This window comes from bacterium, from assembly GCA_021372615.1.
Lineage (GTDB): Bacteria > Armatimonadota > Zipacnadia > Zipacnadales > UBA11051 > JAJFUB01.
In genome coordinates this window covers 1-18,377 of record JAJFUB010000118.1, presented here as the reverse complement: position 1 = coordinate 18,377, position 18,377 = coordinate 1, and the positions used below count along the sequence as shown (strand labels likewise).

Genomic DNA, 18,377 nt, shown 5'->3' with positions numbered 1-18,377 from the left:
GGTCGGTGACCGCTCCCACGACGTCCCTGTCTGTGTGCTGTGTGTGGGAGCGGTCACCGACCGCGACCGATTGACGATAGACTGCCGCGGCGTTGAGCCGCTCGAACGAACTCTCTCAGACGGAGAACGGTGATGAAATCGCTACGCTTCATGGGCAACAGCCAGACCGAGATCGTGGACATTCCCGTGCCGAAGCCGAAGGCGGACGAGGTGCTGCTGCGGATCCGCGTATCCGCCCTGTGCGGCAGCGAGATGGGCGCGTGGCGCAACGGCATGGCCGGCAACGGCGGCCATGAGTACGCCGGCGAAGTCGCGGACGCCAACGGCAACAAGTGCCTGGCCGAGGGAGACCGCGTCGGCGTGCATGTGGTCATCGGCTGCGGGAAGTGCGTCCAGTGCAAGACCGGCAACGAGATCTTCTGCGCCACCAAGGGCTTCGTGGGCAGCGCCCACGCCGAGTACGTCGCCGTCCCGGCGCGCGCGTGCCTGAAGCTCCCGGACAACATTGACTGGGACACCGGCGTGCTCATCGCGGGCGACAGCATGGGCGTGGGCTATCATCTGACCCGCCGTGTGGGCGTGCAGGCGGCCGACACCGTGGCGATCTTCGGCATGGGCCCCATCGGTCTGGGCGCGCTGCTCGTCTGGAGCTTCCTGGGCGCCCGCGTCATCGGCGTGGACATGAGCGAGTATCGCCGCAAGCTGGCCGAGAAGCTCGGCGCCTGGAAGACGGTCAACGCCGACAAGAAGACGGTGGAGAAGCTGCGCAAGCTCACCGGCGGCGCCGGCCCCGACACGTGCCTGGAGTGCACCGGCAAGCCGGCCCCGGTCGCCACGGCCTTCGAGGCCGTGCGCAACGGCGGCAAGCTGGGCATCGTGGGCGAGCAGGGCGAGGCATGCTTCAACCCCAGCCGCGACCTGATCCACAAGGAAGTGAACGTCTACGGCGCGTGGTACTTCCGCCTGCACGAGTTCCCGGGCATGGTGGAGCTGTGCAACCGCGGCCTAAAGCCCAAGAAGATGGTCACGCACCGCTTTCCCCTCGAAGAGGCGCAGAAGGGCTATGAACTGATGGCCCAGGGCAAGACGGGGAAGGTACTGTTCGTGCAGTACTGAGGCCGCTGCGGGCGGCCCGGTGGGGCTCGACGAGGGCTATCGCGGCTCTGGGTGCATGGCTTGACGCGCTCAATCAACCGGCGGCGCTTCTGCGTTCGCCGGTTGGTTCGTGCCCGGGTCCAGCCACTCCTGGATTGCCTGCCTCAACCGGCTCTCGACCGTTTGGTTGATCGCCAGCGTCGCGCCGGGACAGGTGCGACACTGCTCGATGGGCAGCGCGCGGACTTGCGCCAGGCTCTGGCGGATGTTGTCGCACACGCTGTGCTCACGGACATTCCCCACCGGCTCCGGCCGTGAGATCGCGTGCCCCCCGCACCAGTACTGCGCTCCGTCCGGGAGGATGAACCCCTGCGTCGGTGCGACATAGCACCGACGCGTTAGCGCCAGGGCCCCGGGCCGCCCCTCCCCGGCCCTCGCGGCCCATTCCGCCAGGGTCCCCTGTTGCTGCACGCGATGGTACGGGCTCAAGAAGGGCATCTGCTCCGCGAGCGTCTTGCGCTTGTCCGCAGGGACGTTGCGCGAGTCCCGATAGCCCTCCCACACCGCCTCCGCCCGTTCCCACGTCTCCCCGAAGAAGCGCACATATCCCTCGGCGGTCAACCGCAGCTCGCGGTTCTGCTGTCCCCCGACGGGGATGAGATGGAAGTCCAGGTCGGGACTGACTCCCTCCTCCTGCAGGGGCTTCATGCCCAGCACGAAACGCAGGAACTCGGGGAAGTGGTCCGCGTTCAGGCGCGTCAGCACGCAGTTGAGGTGGATGGCGGGATGGCTGGCGCCCAGCAGCGCCTTGGCGATCTGGATGTCGTGCAGGCCGCGCACGACTTGCTGCCAGCGCCCCGCCTGCCGATGGATCGCGTCCGCGACCTCCGGCCGGTGCGTGTCCAGAGAGATGTGCACGCGCCCCAGCCCCGACGACACAAGCCCCAGCGCTGCCTCGGGCGTCAGCGCCAGCGCGTTGGTGTTGACATTGCAGGCCGCGCCCGCGTCCGCCGCCGCCCGGATCAGCCCGTCTGCCCCCCACAGGTCCTCCCCGAGCAGTAGCGGCTCGCCGCCTGTGAGATAGACGTAGACGCCCGCGTCAGGCGCGTGGCTGCCGAGGGCCGCCAACACTGCCCGCCAGTCCTCGGTTGTCATGCACTCCGCCACGGGCTGCTGGTTGCAGTACACGCAGCGGGGCTCCATGTCGCAGGCGAAGGTGAGGTTGAGGCCCAGAAACGACAGTCCTACCGGGAGCCCCTCGGGCCATTCTGTCGGCCATGTGCCCAGCTCCGCCAGCAGCCGCTCCTCATCACGCTCCCCGGCGGCGATCAGCGCCCGTACGCGCGCCTCGTTGAGTGTCTTCAGTTGTGCCACCGGCAGTGCGAACACGTTGGCGGTCTTGGGCGGGGTGCGCAGGCTGCCTTCGGCCGCCGCGAGTGTCCCGCCCTCGCAGGCCGCGCGCCAGTCTGCCTCCGCGAGCCGCCGGCACAGCCGCGCCGCATGTTCGGGGGCGTAGTGGCCGAATGGGTCAGCCAACCGAGTGCTTCTCCTTCGTGATCTGCACCGCGCGCTCCAGCAGCCCCTCCGCCGCCTCCGCCGACGGCGCCCCGGTCAGGATGAACAGCCCCTCGGGTCTCAACTCCCGCACCGCCGTCTCGACTTCCTCATAGGGCAGGGAGATGATGACGCCCTTGCCCCCGGCCTGGATGCGCTGGTACAGGTCGAGCCAATAGAGGCCGCCCGGGGTGCCGGTGCCCGGGGTCCACTGGATCGCGTGCAGGCGCTTGACGGCCAGCAGCCGGTCTACGTGCTGCAGCGCGCCGGGGCCGTCGAGGTGATAGGTTGCGCCCTGCAGCCACCCGCTCAGTTCCTCCAGTTCCGGCGCCACGAACTCCTCGAACATCGCCGGGGACATCATGCACGACACGTCGCTCTGCATGGTCAGGCTCCGCCGCCACGGGCACCAGACCCCCAGCCAGCCGCTCGACCCCTCCTGCCCCGGCATCAGGTCCGCGAGGCGCTCGTAGATCACGAACCAGTTGTCCAGCAGCCTGCGCAGCGCGCGCTTGACCTCGGCGGGGTACTCGATCAGATCCATCAGGAAGCGCTGGGTGCCGCGCAGCAGCGGCAGGTGGTCGTTGGGCTCGTGGATGTTGGGGAAGCCGGTCATCCACTTCCCGGCGCTCACCTCCGCGCAGCGCTTCACGACGGCCTGCACCTGCCGCCACGCCCAGTCGTCCTCATCCAGATCGAGGTTCGGGCGGTCGGCCCAGTTCTCGATGATCGCGTCTTGCCATACCGTCTGCTCGCTGTAGTGCAGCGGCGCGCCGTAGCCAAAGCAGTAGCCGACCATGAGCGATGTGCCGGGCAGGGCCTCGCCGCCGAAGTACGTGGCCTCGTGGGACACGTCGTAGCGCTGGGCGACGTACTCGGGGTCGGTCCACTTGGTGCGGTCATCCGGCGGGGCATCCAGCGGCCGCGCGGGCTGGCCGGGCGCCGTGACGGCGATGCACGGCCGGTCAATGATCTCCATGTTCCAGAACGCCAGCAGGCGCTCGCGGGCTTCGGGCCAGTTGTGCTTGTATGCCAGTTCCATGGGAGCTCCCGGGGGGGCGGCGTGTGGGCAAGTGGCGCACCGTTCGCCGGCGTGGCCGGCAGGTCCTGCCCCGAGGTAGGGCGAACCGGAGTTCATGTCCCGGCGGGCCCTCGTCATCGGCATCGTCGCCGTGCTGGTCATCGGCGTCGCCACCCCGTATTCCGACCTGGTCATGCGCGGGACCTGGGTCGGCCTGACCGCCTTCCCCATCAACGCCCTGTTCGTGCTGGGGGTGCTGACGGCGCTCAACGGTCTGGTTCGCGTGGGGCCGCGTGTCCTCACGCGGCCGTCGCGCGCGTGGGGACACGCGCGCCCACGCGACCCCGGCCCACGCGAGCATCCACGCGGCCTGTCCCCCGCCGAGATGCTCGTCATCTACGCCATGGCGCTCGTCGCGGGCGGCATCCCCTCCTTCGGCCTCACCGGCCTGCTCATCCCCTACATCGCCGGCCCGTTCTACTTTGCCCGGCCCGAGAACCGGTACGAGCAGGTGCTGCAGCCCCTCCTCCCCCAGTGGGTGCACCCGCGCAGCGAGTACGCCGTCGTGAAGCTCTACGAGGGCCTGCGCGAGGGGCAGCCGATTCCGTGGGGCGAGTGGGTCGGTCCGCTGGCCGCCTGGACGCTGCTGGCGTTCATCATGTACGTCGCCTTCTTCTGCCTCACGACGCTGCTGCGCAAGCGCTGGGTGGATGACGAGAAGCTGGTCTTCCCGCTGCTGCAGTTGCCGCTGGCGCTGTGTGTGGATACGGGAGCGGGCACGGGAGGAGCCGGGCGAGTAGTGCGGGCTTCCAGCCCGCAACCGGCAAGCGGGCTGGAAGCCCGCACTACCCTCCCGGGGTTCCTCCGCGATCCGGTCATGTGGGCCTTCTTCGCCGTCCCGTTCGCCATTCACGCCCTCAACGGCCTGCACTACTACCTGCCGGCCCTCCCCACGATCAACGTCCACCAGGTCAACCTCGGCCAGTACCTGTCCCAGCGGCCCTGGAACGCCATGCAGCCGCTGTACATGCGCACGCTCTTCTCGATCATCGGCCTGGCCTACGTCCTGCCCTCCGAGCTGTCCTTCAGCCTCTGGTTCTTCTACTTCTTCTTCCTGGCGCAGACGGTCGTGGCCAGCGCCCTGGGCATTCCCATGCGCGGCGTGCAGGCCTATGGCACCAAGGAACTGGTGGCCCACCAGATGTGGGGCGGCATTCTGGCCTCAGGGGTGCTGGGGCTGCTGGCGGCAAGGCCGCGGCTGGCGCAGATCTGGGCGGAGGCCTTCGGGGCGCGTGGAGGGGCGCGGTCGCGCGGGGCCGCGTGTCCTCACGCGGCCGACTCCGCGGTCGATCGCGCGCGTGTCCCCACGCGCGCCCACGCGGCAGACCACGCGGAGCCTCTCCCCTACCGCTTGGCCCTCATCGGCCTGGGCGGCTCGCTGGTGGCCCTGGGGCTCTGGGGCTCGGCGGCCGGTGCGCAGTTCGTGGCCGTGCTCGTGCTGATGGCCCTGTTCTTCCTCTCGCACATCGTCGCGGTGCGCCTCGTGTGCGAGGGCGGGATGCTCTACGTGCAGCATCCCTTCCGCCCCTTCAACATGCTCCTGGCGGGCTTCGGGGCGCGCGGGTTGGGCTCGCACAACACCGCCATCCTGGCGTACCTGGACCACCTGTGGATGGTGGACAACCGCAGTCCGCTCATGCCGGGGCTGATGCAGAGCTGGAAGCTGGCCGACGAGGGCGGGATCAACCGCCGACAGCTGGCGCAGGCCCTCGCCCTGGCCATCGTGCTGGCGGTGCTCTCGTCATACGTCTCGTACCTGCGGCTGATGTACCGCTACGGGGGCTCGACGCTGCACCAGTGGTTCACGACCTACTACACGCGCAACCTGTACTGCAACTGGACGATGCAGCTGCTCGACGGCGGGGAGGCGGCCAAGCCGATGTCGTTCCTGACGATGGGTGCGGGGGCGCTGAGCCTCGGGGCGCTGACGTTCCTGCACCACCAGTTCCTCTGGTGGCCGCTGCATCCCATCGGCTACCTCATGGGCGCGTCGTGGCCCATGATCAACTTCTGGTTCCCGGTGTTCGTGGGCTGGCTATGCAAGACGGCGATCCTGCACTATGGCGGGCCACGGGTCTACCGGCGGCTCCTGCCGGGGTTCCTGGGGCTGGTGCTGGCGGAGTTCACGGCGGCAGGGCTGTGGGTGGTCGTGGACTGCTTCACCGGGGTCCGGGGGCACGAGGTGTTCTCGTTCTGAGGCTGAGCACGCACACGACGCGCCACCCACGGGCCTCTCTCCCTCTCGTGCACATCGCGCTGGGCGTCCTGCTGGCGGCCAGCACCGCCCCTGCCCAGCAGGTCGTCACCACGACCTTCGCCGGCAAGCGATACGTCATCTGCCGGGTGGACCTGACGAAGGACCACCTGGACCTCTTCTGGCGGGACAGCCACAGGCGGCCCTTCCAGACCTTCGACGCGGTGAACCAGTGGCTCCGCCCGCAGAAGCGCCAACTGCTGTTCGCCATGAACGCGGGGATGTACCGGGAGGACCTCTCGCCCGTGGGGCTGTACGTGGAGCACGGCAAGCAACTGCGGCCGCTCAACCTCGCCAGCGGGAAGAGCAACTTCTGTCTCAAGCCCAACGGGGTGTTCGCGCTCACGAAGTCCGGGGCGCGCGTCATCGGGTCCTCGCGCTACCCCTCGGTCAGCCAGTCCGTCACGCTCGCGACGCAGTCGGGGCCAATGCTGGTGATTGATGGCAAGCTGCACCCGGCCTTCCGCCGGTCGTCCGCCTCGCGGCTGATCCGCAACGGCGTGGGCGTCGTCTCCCCCCGGCAGGTCGTCTTCGCTCTCGCCGAGGGCCCGGTGAACTTCTATGAGTTCGCAGTCCTCTTCCGCGATGGGCTAAGCTGCCGGAACGCGCTGTATCTGGACGGCAGCATCTCCAGCCTCTACGCGCCGAAGCTCCGCCGCAACGATGCCTGGGTGCCGCTGGGGCCGATCATTGGGGTGACGGGGAGGCGGTAGGGAAGCTCGGCGGGACAGCCTGCGGGGCGGATGTAGCCTGGGATTGCCGGTAGACGAGGGTCTGGCACCAGGGCGGGGTGTCCGCGAAGCCGACAGGGACCCCGCCCAGATCGTTGCTACGGTGGCTTCCCGCGGCGGGGTCCCCGTCGGCTTCGCCGACACCCCGCCCTGGTTGCTGCCGTTAGCCACCCAGCAGGCACAGGCCACGTCCGGCGGGGCGAGTAGCTTGCCAGGCGGGCGACAACGACCTATAGTACCCATGGTGATGACACCATGACGACACGCGTTCTGACCGCCATCCTCCACCAGGAGGGCGACCTGTTGGTGGCCGAGTGTCCCGAGGTCGGCACCGTCAGCCAGGGCGGCACCATGGAGGAGGCCCTCGCCAACCTCAAGGAGGCCACCGAGCTGTATCTGGAGGAGTTCCCTCTGGAGGAGATGGGGCGCCCCTTCCTGACGACGTTCGAGGCAGCCTATGGCTAGGCTGCAGCGCCTCTCTGCCCGGGAGGCCATCGGTGCCCTGGAACGCCTCGGGTTCGTCGCTGTTCGCCAGCGGGGCAGCCACCTCGTGATGAAGCGGAGCACCCCCGAGGGGACGACGGGCTGCGTCGTACCTCTTCACGACGAACTCGCGATTGGGACATTGCGCGGGGTCCTGCGGCAAGGCAATGTGAGTGTCGAGGATTTCCTCGCCCACCTGTAGCCGAACTGAGCCCGCAAGGTCGTGCACTCGGCCTCAGCCCCCCTACCTCACCCACACCACCCTCCACCCCAACGCCGGCAGCCGCAGTGTCAGCACCCCTGCCTTCAGTTCCAGCGCCTGATCCGTGAGGCCGTCCTTGGCCGTAGCGGTCTTCGGCAGCTTCAATGCTGTCAGGTTCAGTCTGACGGTCGCCTCGGCCTCTTCCCGCCCCAGGTTGTCCACCACCAGCAGCACGCCGGTCTTCGGGTTCTGGTAGAGGCTGGCGTACGCCCCTGCCGGTGTCACTGTCACCAGCTTCGCCCCTGCCTTGGACCAGTACGGATACCACGTCGCTTCCCTGCGGCCGAACTGGTCCATCAGGCGCCAGATCGCCGCGGCGTACGGGAGCTGCTCCCTGGCGCCGTAGGGCCGCGTGGGCACGTCGTGCAGCAGCGTCAGGCCCCACTTGCCCTGGTAGTCGCCGGGCAGCACGTAGTCGAGGAACTCCTGCGGGACGCCCCAGTTGTGGCCCATGAACTCGGTGCGGAACATGTCCGGGGGCAGGCGGTCGAGCATGAACGTGCCCGGCGCGTCGGACAGTTGCTCGCCATCCCACAGGCTCGTGGCGTACGCGATCGAGGGGGCGACCATGAAGGCGGAGTTGTGCAGGTTCACCTGTGCGCGGGGGTTGCGACTGCGCACAGCCGTGTAGAGGCGCTGCGCGAAGCGCCGGCACTCGAAGATCGGTAGCGTCGGCCGCCACTGGTCCTGCGCATCGCGATAGCCGCAGCCGTGGTGGCCGTTGTAGCACGGCAGCGGCACCGTCGTGCCATCCAGGTACACGCCGTCAATCCCGAACTCGTCCACCAGCTTCGAGGCGCCGGCCACCACAAAGTCCTCCCACAGGCTCCGGTAGCACACCCGGTACACCGTCTGCACCGGCTTGGGGGGATAGTTGTCCAGCCCGTACTCATACGAGTACTCGCGCGGCTCGGACCAGTTCGCCGCTTCCTCCAGGTACTGCGCGAACTCCGGCGCCGCGTCGGACATCTGGAACCCGAAGTACACCAGCACCTGCATGTCGCGCTGGTGGCATGCCTCCACAAAGCGCTTGAGCTGCTCGGGCTCGGTCGGCTGGTTGTAGCAGAGGATGTCGGTCCAATCCATGAGCGAGACGGTCTTGACCCCATTCTCCTGCATCACGTCGAGCTGGCTCTTGCCGTCGGGGCCGGGCTCCATGGCCTCGTACACATTGGCGTACAGTGTGGTGCTGCGCAAGTCCCAGGCATCGCGATCCACGGGCTTGACCGGGGTGGCCATCAACCCGCAGGTGTAGCTCAGCTCCTTGACCGGCTCGTCGCTGCCGACGACCAGGTTGTCGGCGCTGGGGTCGAGCGACACCCGCTGACCGATCAGCTCCAGCTCCAACTGCGTCGTCTTGCCCTGCGGCTTGATGCGCACGGCCTGCCGGGGGTCGGCGGGCAGCCAGTCCTGGTCGCTCTCGGCGAACCACTGCAGGCCGCGCTTCTCGTCGCCCAGCCAGATCGTGGGGTTGAAGGGCATGCTGACGCCCTTGGCGGGCACGGCGCCGGGGCGATGGTCCTTCCAGGCTTTGGAGCGGTCGGGGTAGGTGTACAGATACCGGGCGTGCTCGGTGGCGAGGGGGATGACGAGGGTGAGGCTGCGGATCTGCACGGCCTCCCGCGGCAGCACCGCCAGGTCCAGGCGGACCATTCCGTCATAGCCCATGCCCACGAGCCCCCACAGCGCGAGCGTGGGCGAGGAGCACCGGACCTCCAGCAGCGCGGTCTCGGCCGTCCGCTTGCGCACCGAGATCGTGCTGCGCCGCCACTTGACCTCGCCGTCGCTGGTCCTGACCACCAGTTGCATCGGGGCGGCGAGCAGGCTCCCGCCGGCGCTGTTGATGGCCTGAGGCAGGGGCGTGTCGGCGAAGTCGTAGCGCCGGCCCCAGCAGCTCAGGCTGGTGACGCTGCCAGACGTCTTCACCTGGATCGGCGTCCACGGGGCCATGAGCCGGCCGCCCAGGCCCTCCTCCGAGCCGAACCACCAGGGCATCGTCTCCGGCTTGGCCCACTCGGTCGTGCAGGTGCTGCCCGCGACGGGCTGGCCGGCGGAAGTCGCCGTCGCACGCACCTCGTACCGGCCCGGCGGCAGCTTGGCGGTCTCGAAGGCGACCTGGGCGCGGCCATCGTTGGAGAGCCCGCCGGACTTCGTGGCCTCGACCTTCCCCTCGCGCACCAGCTCGACCGTGCCGCCGGGCTCGGAGAGCGGTTCGCCCAGGTTGCGCAGAGACAAGTCGAGCGCCAGCGCCCCGCTGGCAGGGAACGAGTGCAGCTTCACCGACAGGCGGCGCGGCGGCGAGGCGAGCGCCGCGTCTCGCTGCGCGGCGGTGTCCCGGTACAGCCCCTGCACCTGCGGGTCAGTCAGGGCCACGTTCCAGATGCGAGTGTCGCCGATCAGGCCGCTGAGGAAGTGCGCGCCGGGCCAGGCGCCCAGGGCCAGCTTGCTCCGACCCATCCCCCCGAAGCCGGGCTGCTTCTCGCCCTTGGCGTCAAGGACGCCGTTGACATACAGGCGCGTCTGGCGCTGGGCCTCGTCGTAGACGCACACGACCTGGACCCACTCGTTGATCGGCACGGGCTTTGTGCCGGCCAGGTTCTCCCACTTGCTGTTGTCGGCGCTGCGGGTCTCGAAGTTCGGGATGGCCTCGGCGTCCAGGTACAGGCTCCAGCCGTAGTGGGTCAGCACGTACTGCTGCCGCTTCTCGTTGGTGCGGAAGGTGACGGCGAAGCTGAGCGACCCCTCGGCCAGGTGCGCCGCCGGGGGATCACCGCACTCCACGCTGTTGCCCATGCCGTCCAGGTCGAGGGCCGCGCTCGACTCGGACTTCACCCACAGGGCGCCGTTGAGCCGGGCTGTCGTCTTCCCGGCGATGTCAGCAGTCGTGCCGCCGGTTCCCTCGGTCACCGGGTAGTGCACCACGGGCGCAGGGACGCCCTGGGCTCCGGCCCAGGTGCATCCCAACAACAGAAGCAGGGCAGCAGCGGCTAGACGAGACCAGCCGGGTGTGGGCGCCATCGTGGGCCACTCCTATGGTTTGCGGATGAGCACCGCCCAGGCGTCCCGGAAGACCGGGCCGCCCTCGGGGCGGGTGCTGAGCTGCAGCTCCCCGCGCTCGCGCTCCAGGGATATGACGTCGAAGGCCCTGAGCCAGTTCAGCAGGTCGGGCTCGGAGAAGAAGTGGTGGAGAATGCCAGTCTCGGGGCCCTCGGCGAGCACGAAGCTGTCGGGCTCCACCTCTTCCCCCGAGCCGTAGCGCCAGTCCCAGGTGTTCAGCACCGTCAGGTAGAACTCACCGCCCGGAGCCAGCACGCGATGGATCTCGTCCACCGCTTGCTGCAGCAGGGCGCGCGGGTTGTGGTTGAGGACATTGGTGGCCAGACCGGCGTCGAAGACGCCGTCGGCGAAGGGGGTGGCGGTCATGTCGGACCGCACCAGGCGGGCCGGCAGGTCCGCCTGGCGGAGCATGTCGGCACAGGCGGCCAGTCCGTTCGCGGCCACGTCGCTGCCGACCACCCGGAAGCCCAGCGTCTGCAGGTACGCCATGTGCCGCCCGGCGCCGCAGCCGAGGTCATAGACGGCTCGCCGGCCCTGTTGCGCCCAGCGCTCGGCCAACCTGGCCACCCCGGGGTCCGGCTCCTTCCAGTGGAACCGCGGATCGGCGAAGAGATCATTCCAGGAGCGCGCCGAGGGCATCAGCCCACCAGCTTCCGGCCCAGGTCGCGCGCCTGGGCCATCGGCTCGGGGCGCTCCCGCACCTCCCCCAGCAGCGTGACGCCCGGCACGACCAGGGTCTCGGCCAGGGGCATCTCCAGGTACGCACAGGACTTGCGGAACATCGCCAGCACGCCGTCGGCGGTCGCCGGGTCGTCCTCCTCGAAGGGCACCACGAGCCCGACCGGCTTGCCGCGCACCAACTCCCGGTTCTCCGGGTAGTTGAAGTACACCATGCGGTCCAGCAGCAGCTTCATCAGCCCGGTGACGCCGTACCAGTATACGGGCGTGCCGAAGAGCACGGCATCGGCCTGCGCGATCTGCTCGTAGACCGCGTTCATGTCATCCTGCTTGACGCACTCGGCGCCCTCCCAGCAGGCATGACAGCCATCGCACTCGGCGATGCTGAGCCCACCAAGCTGCACGAGTTCCGTCCCCGCGCCCGCCTCCGCCGCAGCCTCCAGCGCCGCCTGCAGCAGCACATCCGTATTGCCCCCGAGGCGGGGGCTCCCGTTGAGGGCGAGCAGGTTCATGCCGTCACGATTCCCGGTCCCCGGTTCCCGATTCCCGCCGTTACGGTATCAGCACCGCCTTCAACGCCGTCTGGTTCTCGACGGCCTCGAAGGCCGCTTCCCACTGGTCCAGCGGGAACTCGTGGGTGATGATCGCGCGGGCGTTGATCTTCCCGGAGCCCAGCAGGCTCAGCGCCTTCTTCCAGCTCGTGTAGAAGGTGGACATGTTGAAGATCAGCGTGCAGACCTTGCCCTGGAAGGCGTCCCAGTCGAGCTGCACGGGCTTCTTGCCGGTCAGGCCGATGGCGCAGATGCGGCCGAGCTTGCGCACGTACTGCGGGGTGCTGGCGATGGCCGGCGGCGCGCCGGAGCACTCCACGACCAGGTCCGCGCCCATCCCATCGGTCAGCTCCAGGCACCTGGCCACGGGGTCCTCTTGCTGCAGGTTCACCACGTGGTCAATCCCCAGCTCGCGCGCGGTCTTCAGGCGCACGGCCTCATCGGCATTGGTGCCGATGATCATCACGGCGCGCGCCCCCTCGGCCTTGGCGGCCTGGGCGGCGATGAGGCCGATGGGGCCGGGCCCCAGCACGACCACGAAGTCCTCGGGCTCCACCCGCCCCCTTTCCAGCAGGTCGGTCGAGATGTTCGCGACCGGCTCGGCCAGCGCGGCCTCGACGTACGACAGGTTGCCGGGGAGGCGGTGCAGCAGGTGCGTGGGGTAGGCCAGGTACTTGGCGAAAGCCCCATCAATGCCCCAGCCGGGCGAGCGCTTGCTCGGGCAGATCTGGATGTTGCCGGTGCGGCACAGCGGGCAGACGCCGCAGGCCTTCGTGTGCGGCTCGGCGGTCACGCGGTCGCCGACCTGCCAGCCCTCGACTTCCGCCCCGACCTGCACGATCTCCCCGGCGAACTCGTGCCCCAGGATAACCGGAGGCCAGTACGGGAATTCGTCATGCTTCACATGGATGTCGGTGCCGCAGATGCCGGCGGCCTTGATCTCGATGAGGACTTCGTTCGGCGCCGGGGTCGGCTCGGGCACGTCCCGCAGTTCGAGATATCCGACACCCTTCGCGGTCTTGACTAGTGCTTTCATGGGTCACAGATCCTGTTGGCAGTAGTGGCGCGATTCATCGCGCCGAGGGTACGGGAGGCGCAGTGGGCCGCCCGGAGGTACACAGTACTCAGTAGGGCGGGCGGCCTCGCCCGCCCGGTTGCCTCATCCGGCGGCCCGCGCGGGCGAGGCCGCCCGCGCTACGGAGTGACATCTCGACACAGGGGCGCGATGAATCGCGCCGCTACAGCTCGGGCAAGGTGATGGTGATGACCTGCCCCTTCTCGTTCTGGTACGTCACCACCCAGCCACTGGTCTTGCCCGGCGACAGGCGCAGGTCCTCGTACTTCTCGAAGAGCTTCTCCTCTTCCTGGATCTGCGCCACCTTCCAGGCCGTCTCTTCCTTCTTCAGCAGCAGCGAGAACCCGGCGCAACCCTTGTCGCCGTGGCCTGACGGCTTGGCCTGAATGCTGCAGATGACATAGGCCGCCTGCACCGTCTCGGCGTGGACCAGCGACTGGGGGCTCGTGAACTTCCGCTGGGCCATCATGCCGGCGAAGTCGCTCTGCGACACGACCTTCCTCATCCCGGCCGACAGCATCCCGTAGGCGCCGGCGGCGTCGCCCTGCGCCCAGGCGTTCAGGAAGGCCAGGGCCGCCTGCACCGACGGCGCGGTGGGCTGCAGGGCCGTGGCGGGCGTCGCCGCGCGGGGCGCAGGCCGCGGGCGGCGCCATTGCCAGACGCCCAGCGCCAGGCCGATGACGATCAGAACCAACAGGGGTGCGTATCTCCGCATGGGGAACCTCGAGTTCGAGCCGCTCTACGGCAGGTGCGCTGCTTTCGCAGCACGAATTGGCGGCTCGGTATGAAGCGTCTGCTGTGTCTCTTGCTGCTCGGTGCGACGGTGGGCGGCGCCCTGTGCTGGATGGCGTGCGCAGCGCCGGCACGGCCGGCGCCGGAGGTGCTGCGCGCCGATCTGCAGACCATCCTCGCGCGCCCGGAGTTCCGCCAGGCGAACGCCGAGTGGCTCTACGAGTTGCTCGCGCGTTGGCTGCACCGCGTCCGCGACTGGTGGCGGGAGCACATGGCGGGGCGCCTCGAGGGCGTCTTTGAGCACGCGCCGGTGCTGTACTGGGCGATCGTGGCCCTGCTCGCCTTACTCGCCCTCGCTCTTATATATCACATCTATCTGACGGTGAGAAGCGCCTTCGGGCCGACGCGGCAGCGCGGCCGGCGCGTGCGCGCGACGGCGCCCGCCCCGCCACAGTCCGAGCCCCAGCGCCTTATGGAGCAGGCCGAGGCCGCCGCCGCCGAGGGGCGGTTCTCCGAGGCGCTGCGCTACCTGTACCTCGCCCTGATCCACCAGCTCGACCGCCGTGACATTGTGCGCTACGACCTTTCCTACACCAACCAGGAGTACGTGCGCCAGGCCCGCCGCCATCCCGTCATCGTGGGGCCACTGCGCGAGGTGAGCCGTCTGGCGGATCGCGCCTGGTACGGCCACTACGCCCTGGGCTGGACCGAGTACGACCGCTGCCGCGACTTGGTGCAGACGGCCTGGCAGGAGGCGGAGCATGCTGCGGCGGTATAGCCCGGTGCTGCTCATCGCCGCCCTGATCGCGGGCTTCAGCCTGCTGAGTCTCATCTTCAGCCGCCCTGCCGCCCTGGACCCCGTCCGCGATCACGCCATCACCCGCTCGAACCCGTGGGGGCTGAAGGCTCTGGCCGAGTTGTGCCGCCAGCATGGCCTGCCGGTCGAGGCTTGGAACGAACCGCTGGACAAGCTCACAGACACTGAACGCTTTCTGGCCGTGGTTGATCCCTGCGTGGCACCGTCGGAGCCGGAGCGCAAGGCGTTGGTGGCCTGGGTCAAGGGCGGGGGCACGCTGCTGGTGGCAGTGGATCTGAACCCGGAGCACCACCTGGCGCCCGGCGGTGGGTGACTGGGCGGCGGTGCGGGCGACTCGGGTCAGTCGCCCTCGTTTGAGCCGGCCAACCCGGATGCTGACTTGCTCGCCGCTCTCGGCCTCCAGGGCTGCAAGACGACGCACGCCACCAGCACCGCCCTGCCCGTCGCGCAGGAGCCGGCGCTGCGCGACGTCAGGGGTGTCTTCGTGCCGGGGCCATACCGGCTGCTCCCGCGCGAGGGGAAGGCGAAGGCGGGGGTCAAGCAACTGGTGAACGCGACCTGGCAGGCCCTGGTGGCCGACCGGGTCGGCAATGTCCTGATGAAGGCCCGAGTCGGCCTCGGGACCATCTACGCGGTGTGCGAGGCCGAGGTGTTCGGCAACAGGGATATCGCGCAGGCGGACAACGTTGTGCTGGCGGCCAACCTGCTCTTCGGGGGCCGCCACAGCCGCGTGTGCTTCGATGAGCGTTTGCACCTGCACGCCAGGGCCGCGTCGGGAGATGTGGGGCGTCTGCCCTTGGCCCGAATGAAGCAGACCATGTGGCTGGTCATCGCCGCACTGGCGCTGTACCTGGTGGGGGTGGGGCGCCGCTTTGGCGCGCCTGTGCCAATGCTCGAGAAGCCCCGGCGCTCGGCCCTGGAGTATGTCGAGGCCCTGGCGGACCTGTACCGCCGGGCGGAGGCGAGGACGGCCATCTGGGCCCTGCTGCGCCAGTCCTTCCGGCGCCGCCTGTCGGCGGTCGCGGGCACGCCGCCCGATCTCCCGCCCGAGCGCCTGGCCGCGACGCTGGCCCTGCGGCGCCATGTGGACGCCGCGCACGTGCAGGACGTCCTGCAGCAGCTCGAGGCCATGCCCGAGCACCCGAGCGATGAGGCGCTGCTGGACATCGCCCGGCAACTTGCCGCAGTCGAGGAGGCAGTCACCCATGAGCATTGAGCTGCAGAGCGCCGAGGGCCTGGCCGCGCAGGTGCGCGAGCAACTGGCCCGGGCCATCGTCGGGCAGGAGCAGGTGATCGAGCAACTGCTCGTGGCGGTGCTGGCGCGCGGCCATGTCCTGGTCGAGGGCGTCCCCGGCACCGCCAAGACGCTCATGGTCAAGGCCCTGGCGCTGTGCCTGGGGCGCGACTTCAAGCGCGTGCAGATGACCCCGGACCTGATGCCCTCCGACGTCCTGGGCACCAGCGTCTTCGACCTGCAGACCAGCAGCTTCAACCTGCGGCGCGGCCCGATCTTTACGACGTTCCTGCTCGCCGATGAGATCAACCGCGCCCCGGCCAAGACGCAGTCAGCGCTGCTGGAGGGGATGCAGGAGCGACAGGTGACGATTGACGGGGTGAGCCACCCGCTCGACCGTGACTTCACGGTCTTCGCCACCCAGAACCCCATCGAGTACGAGGGCACCTACCCCCTCCCCGAGGCGCAACTCGACCGCTTCCTGCTCAAGGTGCTGGTGGAGTACCCCGAGCAGGCCGAGGAGGTGGACATCCTGCGGCGGCGGCACGCGGGCTTCCGGGATGACGAACTGGCGGCGGTGGGGATTGCGCCGGTCCCGCTGGCGGCCCAGCTCACGGCCTGCCGGCAGGCGGCGCTGAAAATCACCGTCACGGACGAGATGCTGACCTACATCGCGGCCATCACGCGCCTGACGCGCGACAACCCGCACCTGGTCCTGGGCTGCAGCCCCCGCGCCTCGGCGATGCTCCTGGAGGCGGCCAAGGTCCTCGCCGCCCTGCGCGGCCGGGACTTTCTGACACCGGATGACGTCAAGGACATCGCGCCGGCGACGCTCCGCCATCGCCTCATCCTGCGCCCTGAGGCCGACATCGAGGGCCTCAGCGCGGATGACGTGATCGCCTCGGTGTTGGCGGCGGTGCCGGTGCCGCGCTAACATCAGAGGAGCGCAATGGTGGAAGCACACGAGTTGGTGATGGCAAGCTCTGGCGTGGTCTTCGACCTGTTCCACACGCTGTGCGCCATTGAGATTGCGCTGCCGGAGGTGCCGCCTGAGGCGTGGCAGATCATGGGGGTGGAGGAGAACGCGTGGCGGCGCGAATGGCGCGCTCTGGCCCCGGCGAGGAATAGCGGACAGATCAGGGATGTGGGCGCGGCGATGGCCGAGGCAGCTCGGAGGGCTAGGCCCGGAGTCACCGCCGACCTCATCCGGGCCGCCGTCGTTTCGCGCGAAGAGAAGTTCAGGCAGGCTCTCGTCCGCATCGAGCACGGAGTCCTGAAGACCCTCGCCTCGCTACATGAGAGTGGCAAGCGCCTCGCGCTGCTCAGCAACGCCGACGCCATGGAAGTGGCCGCGTGGCCCGCTTCGCCCGCGCAAGCGTTCTTTGACGTAGCCGTCTTCTCTTGCGACGTCGGTCTGCTCAAGCCCGATCCCGAAGCGTATCTTCATGCCTGCCGGGGGATCGGAGTCTCGCCGGCAGACTGCGTCTTCGTGGGCGACGGCGGGTCGGACGAACTGGCGGGCGCTCAGCGCGTGGGCATGAGAGCCGTGCAGATGACCGGCATCGTCGGGAGGTTCTGGCCTGAAGAGACGGCCGTACGGGGTCAGAATGCTGATGCCCACATTGTCAGGCTCAGCGAGCTGTTAGCGCCGTCAGGCCTCTAGCGCCATGCCGCCATGCCGGCCGGCGGCCTCTTGGAGACGAGCACATGGGTGACAGATTGAAGATCGCCATCATCGGCGCCGGGGCCATGGCCAACCGCGTCCATTACCCCTCCCTCGCCTCGTTCGGGGATGTGGAGATCGCGGGCCTCTGCGACCTCAACGCCGAGCGTCTCCACGAGACCGCCGACAAGTACGGGATCACCGGGCGCTACTCGGACTACCGCAAGATGGTCGAGGAGGTCGCGCCGGCGGGCGTCTGGGCCATCGGCCCGCCACACCACATGATTGATATCTGGGTCTGGTGCCTGCAACAGGGGCTGAACCTGTACATCGAGAAGCCCATGGGCCTGAGCCTGCACCAGGCGCGGATGCTCGCGACGCTGGCCGAGCAGAAGCAAGTGCTCACCCAGGTCAGCTTCCAGCGGCGCACGTGCCCGATGGTCTGCCTGCTGCGCGACAAGTGCCTGGAGCGCGGGCCCATCGTCCACGCCGTGTGCGAGTTCTACAAGTCGGCCATCACGCCCATGTGGGGGGCGACCGACCACATGCACGATGACGGCGTCCACGCGCTGGACACGATCCGCTGGATGTGCGGGGGCGAGGCCGTGCGGGTGCAGAGCGTCACCCGCGCGGTGCAAGTCCCGGACCTGAACTTCATCGGCGCGCTGATCGAGTTCGACAACGGCGCCACGGGCCTCATGCTCAATAGCTGGACCAGCGGCCGCCGCACCTTCCGCGTGCAGATGCACGCCCCGAACATCTGTGCCGAGGCCGAGCACGAGACCGTCGGGAAGCTCTACGCGGACGGGGACACCGAGGGGACGCTGTTTGACACCAAGGAGGTCGCCGGCAGCGAGGAGTTCCACGTCTACGGCGGCTTCTGCGCCAAGAACCGCGAGTTCGTGGACTGCCTCAAGAGCGGCCAGCTCCCCGGCTCGCACTTCGGCGATGCGCTCAAGACGATGGAGCTGGCGGAGACGATCCTGGCGCAGGGGATCCTAGGCTAGGGCGGGGTGTCAGGCCGGAGGCCTGACAGGGACCCCGCCGCCTGAGACGATGGGGAGGGTCGCGGTCGGTGACCGCTCCCACGGGAGCCCTGTGGGAGCGGTC

18 protein-coding genes are annotated in these 18,377 nt (G+C 69.0%); 11 read left to right on the top strand and 7 right to left on the bottom strand.

The window, feature by feature from the left end; genetic code table 11:
• Positions 1 to 132: 132 nt before the first annotated feature.
• Positions 133 to 1,116, top strand: a complete 984-nt coding sequence (locus LLH23_17700) for a zinc-binding dehydrogenase (GenBank protein ID MCE5240302.1) — start codon at positions 133 to 135, stop codon at positions 1,114 to 1,116.
• Positions 1,117 to 1,185: 69 nt separating this feature from the next.
• Here LLH23_17700 and LLH23_17695 read toward each other — a convergent pair whose 3' ends face one another.
• Both LLH23_17695 and LLH23_17690 read right to left on the bottom strand, forming a co-directional pair.
• A complete protein-coding gene (locus LLH23_17695; protein ID MCE5240301.1) occupies positions 1,186 to 2,631 on the bottom strand; it encodes a radical SAM protein in 1,446 nt (481 codons plus the stop codon).
• Positions 2,624 to 3,691: a hypothetical protein gene (locus LLH23_17690; protein MCE5240300.1), complete on the bottom strand. Its 1,068-nt coding sequence runs from the start codon at positions 3,689 to 3,691 to the stop codon at positions 2,624 to 2,626. The genes LLH23_17695 and LLH23_17690 overlap by 8 nt, the downstream gene beginning before the upstream one ends.
• Positions 3,692 to 3,785: 94 nt before the next feature.
• Here LLH23_17690 and LLH23_17685 point away from each other — a divergent pair, with 94 nt between their 5' ends.
• The 4 genes from LLH23_17685 to LLH23_17670 all read left to right on the top strand — a co-directional run bounded on the left by LLH23_17685 (position 3,786) and on the right by LLH23_17670 (position 7,400).
• A complete protein-coding gene (locus LLH23_17685) occupies positions 3,786 to 5,927 on the top strand; it encodes a hypothetical protein (protein MCE5240299.1) in 2,142 nt (713 codons plus the stop codon).
• 47 nt (positions 5,928 to 5,974) lie between these two features.
• On the top strand, positions 5,975 to 6,697 hold the full coding sequence (locus LLH23_17680) for a phosphodiester glycosidase family protein (protein MCE5240298.1): 723 nt from the start codon (positions 5,975 to 5,977) through the stop codon (positions 6,695 to 6,697).
• A 273-nt stretch (positions 6,698 to 6,970) separates the two neighbouring features.
• Positions 6,971 to 7,180, top strand: coding sequence for a type II toxin-antitoxin system HicB family antitoxin (locus tag LLH23_17675; protein ID MCE5240297.1), 210 nt, complete (start codon positions 6,971 to 6,973; stop codon positions 7,178 to 7,180).
• Positions 7,173 to 7,400, top strand: a complete 228-nt coding sequence (locus tag LLH23_17670) for a type II toxin-antitoxin system HicA family toxin (protein MCE5240296.1) — start codon at positions 7,173 to 7,175, stop codon at positions 7,398 to 7,400. The genes LLH23_17675 and LLH23_17670 overlap by 8 nt, the downstream gene beginning before the upstream one ends.
• Positions 7,401 to 7,442: 42 nt before the next feature.
• Here the strand turns inward: LLH23_17670 and LLH23_17665 are convergent, their stop codons facing one another.
• From LLH23_17665 to LLH23_17645, 5 genes are all read right to left on the bottom strand, one after another.
• Positions 7,443 to 10,478: a DUF6067 family protein gene (locus LLH23_17665; GenBank protein ID MCE5240295.1), complete on the bottom strand. Its 3,036-nt coding sequence runs from the start codon at positions 10,476 to 10,478 to the stop codon at positions 7,443 to 7,445.
• A gap of 12 nt (positions 10,479 to 10,490) precedes the next feature.
• Complete coding sequence (locus tag LLH23_17660; GenBank protein ID MCE5240294.1) at positions 10,491 to 11,156, bottom strand: class I SAM-dependent methyltransferase; 666 nt, start codon at positions 11,154 to 11,156, stop codon at positions 10,491 to 10,493.
• The gene (locus tag LLH23_17655) at positions 11,156 to 11,707 is read right to left on the bottom strand and encodes a flavodoxin family protein (GenBank protein MCE5240293.1); all 552 of its coding nucleotides are present in this window, start codon (positions 11,705 to 11,707) and stop codon (positions 11,156 to 11,158) included. The genes LLH23_17660 and LLH23_17655 overlap by 1 nt, the downstream gene beginning before the upstream one ends.
• A gap of 40 nt (positions 11,708 to 11,747) precedes the next feature.
• Positions 11,748 to 12,782, bottom strand: coding sequence for a zinc-binding dehydrogenase (locus tag LLH23_17650; protein ID MCE5240292.1), 1,035 nt, complete (start codon positions 12,780 to 12,782; stop codon positions 11,748 to 11,750).
• A 202-nt stretch (positions 12,783 to 12,984) separates the two neighbouring features.
• Positions 12,985 to 13,536, bottom strand: coding sequence for a hypothetical protein (locus LLH23_17645; GenBank protein ID MCE5240291.1), 552 nt, complete (start codon positions 13,534 to 13,536; stop codon positions 12,985 to 12,987).
• A gap of 69 nt (positions 13,537 to 13,605) precedes the next feature.
• On the opposite strand from LLH23_17645, the gene LLH23_17640 reads away from it, so the two are divergent.
• The 6 genes from LLH23_17640 (at position 13,606) to LLH23_17615 (ending at position 18,274) form a co-directional block, all read left to right on the top strand.
• On the top strand, positions 13,606 to 14,331 hold the full coding sequence (locus tag LLH23_17640; GenBank protein ID MCE5240290.1) for a DUF4129 domain-containing protein: 726 nt from the start codon (positions 13,606 to 13,608) through the stop codon (positions 14,329 to 14,331).
• Entirely contained in the window at positions 14,315 to 14,683 is a 369-nt protein-coding gene (locus LLH23_17635) for a DUF4350 domain-containing protein (GenBank protein ID MCE5240289.1), read from the top strand. The genes LLH23_17640 and LLH23_17635 overlap by 17 nt, the downstream gene beginning before the upstream one ends.
• 66 nt (positions 14,684 to 14,749) lie before the next feature.
• On the top strand, positions 14,750 to 15,586 hold the full coding sequence (locus LLH23_17630; GenBank protein ID MCE5240288.1) for a hypothetical protein: 837 nt from the start codon (positions 14,750 to 14,752) through the stop codon (positions 15,584 to 15,586).
• Positions 15,576 to 16,538 (top strand): MoxR family ATPase, encoded by a 963-nt coding sequence (locus tag LLH23_17625; protein ID MCE5240287.1) that lies wholly within the window; start codon positions 15,576 to 15,578, stop codon positions 16,536 to 16,538. The genes LLH23_17630 and LLH23_17625 overlap by 11 nt, the downstream gene beginning before the upstream one ends.
• A 39-nt stretch (positions 16,539 to 16,577) precedes the next feature.
• Positions 16,578 to 17,267: an HAD family hydrolase gene (locus LLH23_17620; protein MCE5240286.1), complete on the top strand. Its 690-nt coding sequence runs from the start codon at positions 16,578 to 16,580 to the stop codon at positions 17,265 to 17,267.
• Between the two features lie 44 nt (positions 17,268 to 17,311).
• Positions 17,312 to 18,274, top strand: a complete 963-nt coding sequence (locus LLH23_17615) for a Gfo/Idh/MocA family oxidoreductase (protein MCE5240285.1) — start codon at positions 17,312 to 17,314, stop codon at positions 18,272 to 18,274.
• Positions 18,275 to 18,377 lie beyond the last annotated feature (103 nt).

Bases quoted from the DNA above. Each gene is read 5' to 3' on its own strand.
- LLH23_17700 (MCE5240302.1), top strand. From the start codon at position 133: ATGAAATCGCTACGCTTCATGGGCAACAGCCAGACCGAGATCGTGGAC.
- LLH23_17690 (MCE5240300.1), bottom strand. From the start codon at position 3,691: ATGGAACTGGCATACAAGCACAACTGGCCCGAAGCCCGCGAGCGCCTG.
- LLH23_17685 (MCE5240299.1), top strand. From the start codon at position 3,786: ATGTCCCGGCGGGCCCTCGTCATCGGCATCGTCGCCGTGCTGGTCATC.
- LLH23_17675 (MCE5240297.1), top strand. From the start codon at position 6,971: ATGACGACACGCGTTCTGACCGCCATCCTCCACCAGGAGGGCGACCTG.
- LLH23_17670 (MCE5240296.1), top strand. From the start codon at position 7,173: ATGGCTAGGCTGCAGCGCCTCTCTGCCCGGGAGGCCATCGGTGCCCTG.
- LLH23_17665 (MCE5240295.1), bottom strand. From the start codon at position 10,478: ATGGCGCCCACACCCGGCTGGTCTCGTCTAGCCGCTGCTGCCCTGCTT.
- LLH23_17660 (MCE5240294.1), bottom strand. From the start codon at position 11,156: ATGCCCTCGGCGCGCTCCTGGAATGATCTCTTCGCCGATCCGCGGTTC.
- LLH23_17655 (MCE5240293.1), bottom strand. From the start codon at position 11,707: ATGAACCTGCTCGCCCTCAACGGGAGCCCCCGCCTCGGGGGCAATACG.
- LLH23_17650 (MCE5240292.1), bottom strand. From the start codon at position 12,782: ATGAAAGCACTAGTCAAGACCGCGAAGGGTGTCGGATATCTCGAACTG.
- LLH23_17645 (MCE5240291.1), bottom strand. From the start codon at position 13,536: ATGCGGAGATACGCACCCCTGTTGGTTCTGATCGTCATCGGCCTGGCG.
- LLH23_17640 (MCE5240290.1), top strand. From the start codon at position 13,606: ATGAAGCGTCTGCTGTGTCTCTTGCTGCTCGGTGCGACGGTGGGCGGC.
- LLH23_17635 (MCE5240289.1), top strand. From the start codon at position 14,315: ATGCTGCGGCGGTATAGCCCGGTGCTGCTCATCGCCGCCCTGATCGCG.
- LLH23_17625 (MCE5240287.1), top strand. From the start codon at position 15,576: ATGAGCATTGAGCTGCAGAGCGCCGAGGGCCTGGCCGCGCAGGTGCGC.
- LLH23_17620 (MCE5240286.1), top strand. From the start codon at position 16,578: ATGGCAAGCTCTGGCGTGGTCTTCGACCTGTTCCACACGCTGTGCGCC.
- LLH23_17615 (MCE5240285.1), top strand. From the start codon at position 17,312: ATGGGTGACAGATTGAAGATCGCCATCATCGGCGCCGGGGCCATGGCC.